Below are 9,439 nucleotides of genomic sequence, written 5' to 3' on the forward strand. Positions count from 1 at the left end.
AGCAACCTCACAAGAATCCGGCGCCTCACATCAGCAACCTCAATGACGAATAACTACCCCGTGGTCGTCATGCTGAGAGACGGTCAACACACACCCCGGTGGCGCCCATGGATTGGCGGATCTTGTTTCCTGCGCACCAGGCGCCCATTTCCCGGGAGGTGTACTGCGTTCCGTGGTCGCTGTGAAAAATGGCGTTGGGGCTCAGGTGGCCGCTGTCCCTGGCCATCGTCAGGGCTCCGGTAACCAACGAGGCGCGCATGTGCTCAGCCATGGCCCAGCCGACGACCATGCGGGTGCACAGGTCAATGACAGTGGCCAAATACAGCCACCCTTCGCCGGTGCGCAGGTAGGTAATATCGCCCACCAGACGCGTTCCAGGGGCTTCTGCAGTGAAGTCCCGGCCGATGAGGTCCTCGAAGACTTTATCCGGATCCGAGGCGATCGTGGTGCGCTTGAACGCTCTCATCCGCTTTGCCGCCCACCCGTTTTCGGCCATGATCCCCGCGACAGTGCCCACCGAAACCTCGATGCCGGCGGCGGCAAGTTTCGCATGGACCATGCGGTGCCCGAAGATCCCGTCGGAGGAATCGAAGACGGTCTTCACCTGATCCGTCAGTTCCCGGCGGCGCAGCGCAGTCGGGGTGTCGCCGGCGTCCAGCCGCCGGTAATACGTCGCCCGTGGGAGACCAAGCTGGCGGCACATCCAGGCCACCGGGAAGTCGGCGTTCTTCTCCTGAACAACTCGGTACAAGTCCTCTACCGTTGTTCTTTGGCGAAGAACGCCGAAACTTTTTTCAGGAAATCGTTCTCCCTCTCCAGCTCACGCATCCGTGCTTCCAACGCCTTGTATTTCGCAGGATCCACCGGATCATCCGGTTTCCCCCCACCGCCTGGTTGCCCCTCACGGGACACCCGCACCCAGCGTTTCAACGCGGTGACGGAAATGCCGAGCTCCGGAGCGACAGAAGCCGGCGAACGGCCAGATGAAACCACGAGCTCAACGGCATCAGCCTTGAACTCATCGGAATAGGTAGGTCGAGCAGACATGAGCACAATCCTTTCAAACTGTGTCTCACATCAGTAGTACACCTCAGTGTGCCTGCGGCGCGGACGATCTGCGGCGGGACGAACCACCCGAGACTCCCCTTCCGTCGTACCGGAAGCACTCCGAAAAGACCAGGACTTTGAACAACCTGAAGGACAGACCCATGACCACAAACTCCTCAGATCTGGCCCTCACGGTCGCCGTCACCCACCGTGGCGCTGGAAAAGAAGCCTTCGCGCACCTAACGCGGGGTGAATCCCTGGCCATGATTCCGCCGTTGATCCTCGAACTTTCCGGCAGGATCAGCCGCCGGGCTGCGCTCCTAGAGGCGTCATCAATCGACGCGGCCCACAGTTCCGATGACCTGGCCGCCCTCGCCTGGATTCAGCAATCCCTGGAAGATGTTGAAGCCACCATCATGGGACTGTCGGAGGTAAACCGCCGCCGTTCTGCAGCGTTCCACGGTCCTGCCCCTTCTTCTGCCGGAAGCCTTGGTCCCCTAGGTTCCGCCGGGGCCGCCGGGATTTGGGCCCTGGCTTGATCATGCCGGCGGGCTGCCGCTCCTCCGTTCCGTCCCAGGGACATTTGGCGTGTCCCAAAGTACTGATCACCGCCCTCAGATTAAGGATTTGACCATGCACGCAGCACCCGGTTGTCTCGTCGTCGCCGTTCACACCCGAAAAGAACTGGACGCCGCCCTGGATGAAGCGGTGGATCTGCTGAAGCCGGCGGCGATGGCTGAACACGTCGGCATCTCGGTGGCCCGCCTCGCCCCGGGCCGCTATGAAGCGCGCCTGGACAGCGACGTTCCACGCGGTGTGACACTCGAAAGGTGGGGGAGCGGGCTGCGATGAACGGACAGCAGAGCGATCTCTCCGGCGCGCCGGCTGGCAGCGTTTTTAGCATGGTCTGCCCCGCCGCCCGCCAGGCCGGCTGTTCCCTGCGTACGGCGGCTCTCGGCGCAGCGCCGGGGAGGAATGGGTTGAAAGAGTCGCTGACAGAATGCGAAATCGAAGTCTTCCTGTCCCTGGCCCGCGGGCACCGCATCGCTGTGAGGGATCATGAAACCGGGGCATTGTGGTACGGGCGGGTTGACATGACGTTTCCGGAACACGGATTTGTCTGGGTCATCACGGACGTCGGTGAGCGGAAGTTGCTCGACGTTGGCGTGCACACAATCTGGCGGCCGGAGGAGTCCGGCGCCTGCGGCCGCGTTCGCCGGGAAGCCGGTCGCCTTGGGCCTTCGACGATGAGCAGGGTGAGGGCCGTCTGACGCCGGGGGCAGGGCGTGGCCGCATGCAGCTGCGGCGTGGTGCGGCAGGAAAGAGGTCAGGGCCTCTTTGAATTGGTCGCGACCAAGCAACCAATACCCAAAAGAGACCCTGACATGAATAACTCTATGTCGTGTTCCGGTGGCCGCTGGTGCACGCGCGCGGATGCGCTGCTCGGTGTCGAGGGCGTCCGCGTCAGCTCCGTCACGGCAACCGGTACCGGCCTGCTTCTGGGCGTCGAAACCGGGGAGAACGTCACCGGCTGCGCCGACTGCGGCGTCATCGCGGTCGGGCATGGACGCCGCCAGGTCCGTCTCCATGACATTCCCTGTTTCGGCCGCCCGGTGCGGCTGCTGTGGGCCAAACGTGTCTGGCGGTGCCCGGACCCGGACTGCCCGAGAACGACGTTCACAGAGGAGCACCCGCTGGCAGGACCACGGGCGAAGCTCACCGCCAGGGCCGCCGGGTGGGCGACCGATGCGCTCCAGCATTTCGACACCTCGGTCTCCGCCTTGGCCCATCAGCTCGGCGTCTCCTGGCACACCGTCTGGGACGCGGTCAGGATCGAAGCCACCCGGCGGATCGCATCGACCGGCCGGCTGACCGGGGTAGATGCGCTCGGGGTCGATGAGCATGTCTGGTCCCACACCGGCCCGCCCGGAACCGGCATGGTCACCGGGATCGTGGACCACACCCGCGACCCCGCGGGGGTGGTGCACGCCAGGTTGCTTGACCTGGTTCCGGGCCGGTCGGGGAAGGCCTATGCGGACTGGCTCAAAGAACGCGGCGCAGGGTTCACTGCCGGGATCAAGACCGCCGCGCTGGATCCGTTCCGCGGCTACGCGAACGCGATCCGTGACGAGCTGCCCGAAGCCATCGCCGTTCTGAACGCGTTCCATGTCGTGAAGCTCGGCTCGGCCATGATCGACGAGGTCCGCCGCCGGGTCCAGCAGGACACCCTGGGACACCGCGGCCGCAAGGGCGACCCGCTCTACGGAATCCGTCGAACCCTGCAGATCGGCGCCGAACACCTCACCGACAAACAAGCCGCCCGGCTCGATGCTAAGCTCAGCGCCGGGGATCACGGCCACGAAGTCACCCTGGCCTGGCAGTGCTACCAGAAGCTCCGCAACATCTACCACGCCCGCCCGGAGCGGGGCCGGGAACTCGTCAACGAAGTAATCACATCATTCCCGACCTCCCCATCCCGGAAGTCGCCCGACTCGGGCGGACACTCAATGGAAGACAGCGATCCTAGCCTACTTCGACACCCACGGCGCTTCCAACGGACCCACCGAAGCGATTCAATGGCGTCATCGAAACCACCCGCCGAATCGCCCGCGGCTTCCGCAACTTCACCAACTACAGACTCAGATGCCTACTGGCCGCCGGCGGCCACCGCCCCTACCGGAACAAACAGACCAACCATGCCTAAACGCGAAGCCGCTTTAAGTCTTCTAGACCAGGCGCCCCTGGAGTTCTTCTGCGGCTGCCCGGAGCATGCCCCCGAGGTCGCTGCGAAGCTCCTCCGACATGCGGTGGGCCGGCACAGATACGTTGATTCCGTAGACAGTGCCGCTTGGGCCGGCAACCGCGGCGGCGACCGATGTCACCCCGTCTTCGCTCTCTTCGCGGCTATTTGCGTAACCCCTGTGCCGGATTTCGTCGAGCTCCCTTTCAAGGTCCGACCTGGAGGTAATTGAGTTGGTAGTCAGCTTGGGGAGTTCCTGCCCTGGGTACAGATTCCGCAGCTGCTTCTCACCGAGGAGGCTCAGCATCGCTTTACCAGTCGCAGTGCAGTTTGCTGGCAAGGTGAGGCCCTGGCGGGAACCGACGCGGACCGCTCGCCTGCTTTCGATGGCGTCGATGAATTGGACGTCAGTCCTCTCAAGCCTGGCGAAGTGGACGGTTTCTCCCGTTTGTTCGAAGATCCGCTCGAGGACCGGCCGGGCCAGTGTCCGGATGTCCACCTGCCGTCTGATCGCAAAGGCAATCGAGCTCAGCGCCTGCCCAGGTTCGTAGGCCCGGGTCGCCGGGTTCTGCCGAACGAAGCCACGGTAGAGAAGCATGCCCATCAGCCGGTGCGCCGTCGACGACGCCACGCCCAAGTAAGTGCTGGCATCGGTCAGCCTGATGCTGGGCTGGGTTTCGAACAGCAGGAGCAGCCGCAGGGCGTTATCAACAGACTCGATGGGGTATTGCGGCGGCGGACCGTATTTGGATCCGTCTTCTGTCTCTGTCGATCGCATGCCTTGTATCGTACCCAGCGTCGGCGGGACTGTCGGCACTGCCGCGCTGGCCGGCTTCATGGGCTGACGCTCAGCCGGGCGAGCTCGTGTCGCCAGGCGGTCGCGATGTTGAACGGCCCTCCGAGATCTGGCAGCTCCGCCATGTCGGGACCGGGAAGGTCGTGCAGCTGCCCTCCGGCTGCTGTGATCTGAAGCGACAGGCCTGCCAAGGTGTTTACGCTGATGGCTTGGAGGACCGCCTGCTCCATCGTCGGCGCCGCGCTGGTGAGGCCGTGTCCGCGCAGCAGCACCACGGGCCGATCGCCCATGGCGTCGAGCATTTCCGCTGCGAGCTCGCGGTTTCGCACGAGCACTCCTCTGGGGTAGACGGGTATTCCGTCTGCCGCCAGGCGGGTGCCCGGGATGTCGAACGCCCCGACGATCGGCCGGATAGCGAGCCCTGCCAAGTCGGCGGCCACGACCTGCGGGGGGTGGGCATGCACAACGGAGTTGATATCCGGGCGCCGCCGCAGCAGCTCGGTGTGCAGAGGCAGCTCGTTGGGGACCGTGTAGCCGCTGTCGAGCTCGCCTTCGGCGGCGGGATTGCCGTCGAGGTCGACCAGCCGGATGTCGTTGGCTTCGGTGTGCGCGAGGCCACGCTCCTTGGGACCCCTGCAACGGACCAAGAGCTCGTTCTCCCCCGTTCGCGCACTGATGTGGCCGAGGATTCCGTCGGCGAGGCCGCGGCCGGCCAGGACCCGGCAGGCCATTGCGATGGCCTGCCGTTGCTCTTCGTGGACCACCGGCGGCTGACTTCCCCGCATCAGAGTGCCGCCGTCGGCCGGGGCTCGAGCAGGAGCTCGAGTTTGTCGCGCAGTTCCTGCACGCCGATCCCTGATCCCATGCCGCGGCGGCAGGCAAGCAGGGCCTTCGGCCAGTTCACGATCGCGGCACCGTACAGTTCCACTCCGTCGGTGGTGTAGAGCGCTGCGAACCGACCGTGCAGCTCAGGGTCTCCGATGAGGACATGGTCGGCGTTGCCTCCCACGCGACCGACGACCTGGATTTTCCAGTCGTGCTGGTCGCTCCAGACGTATTCAACCGGTGTGTACTCGCGGGGACTGTCCGGATGGGTGATGTTGTGGGCGACGCATGAGGCTTGCTCAACCGCGTTTGTCCAGTGCTCGATCCGGATGTCCGCACCGTGCTTCTGATGCCGCCAGCGCGCCACGTCGCCGACGCCATACACGTTCGGGGCGTCCACAGCCCTGCAGAACTCGTCCAGCACGACGCCGTTGTCCACCAGCAGTCCCGAGGAGGCCAGCCAGGCGTCGTTGGGAACCGCGCCGATCCCGATGAGAACGGTGGCGGCTTGTACTGTCTGGCCGTTGGTAAGCCTGACGCTGAAGGACCCGTGCTCGCCCTCAATGGCCTCGACTCCGGTGCCAAAGATCGTGGTGACGCCGTTGTTGCGGTGGAGTTCTCCAAACAGCTGTGCGATTTCGGCGTTGAAGATGCGGCTCATTGGTATGGGCATCGGGTCGATGACTGTCACTTCCAGACCGAGCGTACGTGCCGTCGCGGCTGCTTCGGCACCGATGAAACCGGCGCCGATCACTGCCAGTTCCCCGCCTTTGAGGAGGTCGGCGCGCAGTTTCCGGGCATCGTCCAGGGAACGGAGCACGTGGATCCCGGGCCGTTGGCCCCAGGGTGAGGGTCGGGCAGATGCGCCCGTGGCGATCACAAGGTTGTCGAAGTGTAGGGGTTCGTGGTCCTGGAGGTACAACAGGTTTCCGGCGACATCGATGCCTGTGGCGGCGTGCCCGAGCAGCAGCCGGATGCTGGCTTCCTCCGCCTGCTCGCGGGTAAGGAGGCGGATGGACGACTCCTCTGCTTTGCCGGAGAGGACGGATTTGGACAACGGCGGCTTGTCGTACGGGAGTTCCGTCTCAGCACCGACGAGGACGATGTCGCCTTCATACCCCTCCAGGCGCAGGGACTGGGCAGCACGCACGCCGCCGGTTGAGGAGCCGACGATAACTGTGGTCGTGTTCATCAGTCCTCCACTACTAGGGCGGACACCGGGCAGCTGCGGGCAGCCTCGGTGACACGGGAACGCTCGGCCTCGGGAACTTTGGTCCTGAGGAGAACAACGATTCCGTCGTCATCCAGATCAAAGTAGTCGGGTGCCCCAACGACGCAGTTGGCGTAGCCCTGGCAGGCTTGCAGATCTGCTTTTACGGTAGGCATTGTCAATCTCCTTGGCCTCTAGATGTTGTTTTTGTTCTGGGGCGGCTGCTCGTCCTCGGTGACAAGCGGCCCGAACGGATGCCCGATCATGGCCGAGAAGGTTGCCGGCGCCTGCCAGGTGAGGGCTTCCAGCTCCAGGGGGCACAGGGACACCCACTGGCCGGAGCGCGGGGACTTGATCATCAGCCGCGAGCCGTTCCGCGTCTCGACGCGGCTTACCTGGACTTCGGAGAATTCGTTGGCGATCACGATCGGAGCGCCGTTGACCCGTGCTTCCAGCCGGTCGCGCTCCTCCGCCGCTCGAATGGCGGCAAGGCGGTCCTCCTCTTCGCCTTCCCATTCGAGTTTCATAGGAATATGGCCAGATTCTGCATCCGGATGACCGCCTCGTCGACCATGATGGTGCGGCGGGCGAGCTGCCAGCCGGAGCCGGTGCGGCGCAGCAGATCCTCCCTGCCTGCCGACACGGTCGCGGCCTCGCGGACGTCGCCCCGGCTGCGGAACAGCAGGACCGCCGAATCCACGATGATCTCATCCGGGTTACCGGTACGGAACGTCCGGACGTTGGTGACGTAGTGGCGCAGCCGCGACGGAGGGTCTTCGGTCCAGGCGTGTTCCGTGGCGAAGCGCGCCGCCCTGCGGCTCAGCGAGTACTTGTTTTCATCCATGTGCGCCATCCCGGGAGACGTGCTGTAACCGGCCCCGAGGGCAGTGGTCACCCTCACCGGCATGAGATAGTGCACGTCGTCCGTGAGGCGGCTCAGCCACTCGTCGTACTCCTGTGCGTCGAGCAAATAGGATTCATCGACAAGCCACTTGTGGGCTTGCAGATGAAGTTCATCATTGAACGGCAGGGAGTCACCCGTCCTCTGAGTACGGGGGGCGTGCCCTCCCAGCACCGACTGCTCCGAGAGAGATTTGTTGCTGCGTTCGGTTACGGCTTCAATACCCACGGCTAGCCCTCCTTCGAAACGGTCATTGCCGGGGCGTGCCCGTTGTGCTCAGCGGGAGCCGGGAAAGAATCCGGGGTGTCAGACGGACAGTCCTGCACCGGATTGCTGCCGACGTGCACCTGGGCCGCTTTTTCCATCGGTCGTTCAAGATGGTTGGCCCATCGCAGGAGCAGTTCACGCTGGTTGTATTCGCTGTATCCGACGCGGGTCGAGCCGGGGCCGGAGTACTGCTCGGGGGTCAGGGGTTCGACGACGTTCTGTCCGTTTTCCAGCATGCCCATGCGGCTGTTCAGCAGCAGGCGCCGTGCCATCGGGCCGCCGGCGGTGCTGGTCAAGGAAACCCAGTTTTCCACGTCGTCCTGCTCGAACATGCCGCCGCTGCCAAAGCACATGAGATAGGCCTTGTAGGAAAGTGCCTTAAACTCTTCGGGCGCGTTCTTGTCGACGGCGAACCACGATACGATCTCGGTCTCGTCTTCACTGATTGGCTGCCACTGCCGGATGGAGATGAACGGGAGCACTTCATCGGAGTCTTCTTCGACCCGTGGCCAGTTGTGCACGAAGCTCATGTTCGGGAACACCGACGCCGCCGACACCATGAACCCGTCCTTGCCCACGACGTCGAGCTGCTCCTGGCTCCACTGCTCTTTCATGCGGGCGATCATCTCGTCCGGGTAGCCCACGTAGCGGAGGCGGTCCTCCAGGCTTCCTTCGGGAAGCTTGTAGGTAGTTCCGCCGCCGTTGCCGGCCCAATAGGTTGTCCCGTCCTTGCGCTTTTCCGCCTTTGGTTCGCGGAACAAACCAATTTCGACGACGGAGGTGTGGGTCTGGGGGGTGTGATACATGTCGCCGGCGAAGTTTTCGGCTCCGATTTTCCAGTTGGCCTTGACCCGCCACCGCTGCGGCCCGCGCAGTTCAATCCCGCCGGAGCTTTGCTTCGTGTAGTAGTCCATGTAGAACTTGAAGTCACCCAGGAAGTCCTCCAACGGCTCTGCGTCAGGATCCAGGCTGACGAAGATAAGGCCGTTGTAGATGCCCAGGGAAGGAGCAGGCAGCAACGTCTGCCCCTGCTTCTTGAAGCCCTCTTCGCCGCCGTATGCCTCTTTGTGGAAGGGCAGTCCGACTATGCGGCCGTCGTTACGGTAGGACCACCCGTGGTACGGGCAACGGAAGTGGGAAGCGTTTCCCATCTCCGTGCGGCAGACCTGCATGCCGCGGTGAAGGCACATGTTGAACAGTGCCCGGATTTCTCCATGTTCATCACGGGAAATGATGAATGAGTCTTCCAGGACGCGGCGCACCACGTAGTCGCCAGCTTCGGGCACCTCGGATTCGTGGGCGACGAAAAGCCAGCTGCGACCAAAGACCCGCTCCTTTTCAAGCTCGAAGATCTCTTTGTCGTTGTAAATGTGTGCAGGGATCATGCCCTGCCGTACATCCTGAATCACGCCGCTGTGGTCAGTCATTGATGGATCTCCTTGTCCGGGCCGGCAAGACGCCAGTCATCTCTGGTAATCAGAGATAGTTTCTTTTAGAAAGAGAATGACTTAAAGTGTGGCGTTCGTCAAGCCCCCGACGAGACTCATCTAAAGTGCTCGCGAAAGAGGAATAGTCAAATCCTGTGGATCGGGGGTCGTCAGGCGACCTCGGACACCGGAGTGTCGGGCGAGGGTTCCGGGGTGATGTCGACCG

General features: G+C 63.5%; 12 protein-coding genes and 1 pseudogene. 4 read left to right on the forward strand and 9 right to left on the reverse strand.

The genetic code is table 11. The features are described from left to right. Window positions 1-67 precede the first annotated feature (67 nt). Window positions 68-751, reverse strand: coding sequence for an IS3 family transposase (locus tag MSZK_RS19270; RefSeq protein WP_199203401.1), 684 nt, complete (start codon window positions 749-751; stop codon window positions 68-70). Between the two features lie 5 nt (window positions 752-756). Beyond that, entirely contained in the window at window positions 757-1,047 is a 291-nt protein-coding gene (locus MSZK_RS19275) for a transposase (RefSeq protein ID WP_047040760.1), read from the reverse strand. 161 nt (window positions 1,048-1,208) lie between these two features. Here MSZK_RS19275 and MSZK_RS19280 point away from each other — a divergent pair, with 161 nt between their 5' ends. From MSZK_RS19280 to MSZK_RS33105, 4 genes and pseudogenes are all read left to right on the forward strand, one after another. Next, the gene (locus MSZK_RS19280; RefSeq protein ID WP_047040757.1) at window positions 1,209-1,586 is read left to right on the forward strand and encodes a hypothetical protein; all 378 of its coding nucleotides are present in this window, start codon (window positions 1,209-1,211) and stop codon (window positions 1,584-1,586) included. 94 nt (window positions 1,587-1,680) lie between these two features. Beyond that, window positions 1,681-1,899 carry a hypothetical protein gene (locus tag MSZK_RS32415; protein ID WP_047040755.1) on the forward strand — a complete coding sequence of 73 codons (219 nt, stop codon included), beginning with the start codon at window positions 1,681-1,683 and terminating at the stop codon, window positions 1,897-1,899. Further along, window positions 1,896-2,318: a hypothetical protein gene (locus MSZK_RS32420; protein ID WP_156525812.1), complete on the forward strand. Its 423-nt coding sequence runs from the start codon at window positions 1,896-1,898 to the stop codon at window positions 2,316-2,318. Before MSZK_RS32415 ends, MSZK_RS32420 begins: the two co-directional genes overlap by 4 nt. Before the next feature lie 126 nt (window positions 2,319-2,444). Then, window positions 2,445-3,458: pseudogene (locus MSZK_RS33105) on the forward strand (ISL3 family transposase); the annotation flags it as partial. Window positions 3,459-3,773: 315 nt separating this feature from the next. On the opposite strand, the gene MSZK_RS19295 reads toward MSZK_RS33105, so the two are convergent. Genes MSZK_RS19295 through MSZK_RS19325 form a run of 7 tightly spaced genes read right to left on the reverse strand, consistent with a single transcriptional unit; the run spans window position 3,774 to window position 9,213 of the window. Then, window positions 3,774-4,565 carry an IclR family transcriptional regulator gene (locus MSZK_RS19295; RefSeq protein WP_047040750.1) on the reverse strand — a complete coding sequence of 264 codons (792 nt, stop codon included), beginning with the start codon at window positions 4,563-4,565 and terminating at the stop codon, window positions 3,774-3,776. Window positions 4,566-4,621: 56 nt separating this feature from the next. Next, window positions 4,622-5,314 carry a class II aldolase/adducin family protein gene (locus MSZK_RS19300; protein ID WP_231963757.1) on the reverse strand — a complete coding sequence of 231 codons (693 nt, stop codon included), beginning with the start codon at window positions 5,312-5,314 and terminating at the stop codon, window positions 4,622-4,624. Window positions 5,315-5,367: 53 nt separating this feature from the next. Further along, on the reverse strand, window positions 5,368-6,600 hold the full coding sequence (locus tag MSZK_RS19305) for an NAD(P)/FAD-dependent oxidoreductase (protein ID WP_047040745.1): 1,233 nt from the start codon (window positions 6,598-6,600) through the stop codon (window positions 5,368-5,370). Next, window positions 6,600-6,794: a ferredoxin gene (locus MSZK_RS19310; RefSeq protein ID WP_047040743.1), complete on the reverse strand. Its 195-nt coding sequence runs from the start codon at window positions 6,792-6,794 to the stop codon at window positions 6,600-6,602. The genes MSZK_RS19305 and MSZK_RS19310 overlap by 1 nt, the downstream gene beginning before the upstream one ends. Window positions 6,795-6,812: 18 nt before the next feature. Next, window positions 6,813-7,145, reverse strand: coding sequence for a hypothetical protein (locus MSZK_RS19315; protein WP_047040740.1), 333 nt, complete (start codon window positions 7,143-7,145; stop codon window positions 6,813-6,815). Then, window positions 7,142-7,741, reverse strand: coding sequence for a 3-phenylpropionate/cinnamic acid dioxygenase subunit beta (locus MSZK_RS19320; RefSeq protein WP_095795377.1), 600 nt, complete (start codon window positions 7,739-7,741; stop codon window positions 7,142-7,144). The genes MSZK_RS19315 and MSZK_RS19320 overlap by 4 nt, the downstream gene beginning before the upstream one ends. Window positions 7,742-7,749: 8 nt before the next feature. After that, entirely contained in the window at window positions 7,750-9,213 is a 1,464-nt protein-coding gene (locus tag MSZK_RS19325) for an aromatic ring-hydroxylating dioxygenase subunit alpha (RefSeq protein WP_047040736.1), read from the reverse strand. Between the last annotated feature and the right edge of the window lie 226 nt (window positions 9,214-9,439).

It is taken from the genome of Mycobacterium sp. shizuoka-1 (assembly GCF_002723835.1).
GTDB lineage: Bacteria > Actinomycetota > Actinomycetes > Mycobacteriales > Mycobacteriaceae > Mycobacterium.

Excerpts from the sequence above, each read along its gene's own strand:
- MSZK_RS19325 (WP_047040736.1), bottom strand. The coding sequence starts at position 9,213 with ATGACTGACCACAGCGGCGTGATTCAGGATGTACGGCAGGGCATGATC.
- MSZK_RS32415 (WP_047040755.1), top strand. The coding sequence starts at position 1,681 with ATGCACGCAGCACCCGGTTGTCTCGTCGTCGCCGTTCACACCCGAAAA.
- MSZK_RS19300 (WP_231963757.1), bottom strand. The coding sequence starts at position 5,314 with ATGGCCTGCCGGGTCCTGGCCGGCCGCGGCCTCGCCGACGGAATCCTC.
- MSZK_RS19280 (WP_047040757.1), top strand. The coding sequence starts at position 1,209 with ATGACCACAAACTCCTCAGATCTGGCCCTCACGGTCGCCGTCACCCAC.
- MSZK_RS19315 (WP_047040740.1), bottom strand. The coding sequence starts at position 7,145 with ATGAAACTCGAATGGGAAGGCGAAGAGGAGGACCGCCTTGCCGCCATT.
- MSZK_RS19295 (WP_047040750.1), bottom strand. The coding sequence starts at position 4,565 with ATGCGATCGACAGAGACAGAAGACGGATCCAAATACGGTCCGCCGCCG.
- MSZK_RS19275 (WP_047040760.1), bottom strand. The coding sequence starts at position 1,047 with ATGTCTGCTCGACCTACCTATTCCGATGAGTTCAAGGCTGATGCCGTT.
- MSZK_RS32420 (WP_156525812.1), top strand. The coding sequence starts at position 1,896 with ATGAACGGACAGCAGAGCGATCTCTCCGGCGCGCCGGCTGGCAGCGTT.
- MSZK_RS19305 (WP_047040745.1), bottom strand. The coding sequence starts at position 6,600 with ATGAACACGACCACAGTTATCGTCGGCTCCTCAACCGGCGGCGTGCGT.
- MSZK_RS19310 (WP_047040743.1), bottom strand. The coding sequence starts at position 6,794 with ATGCCTACCGTAAAAGCAGATCTGCAAGCCTGCCAGGGCTACGCCAAC.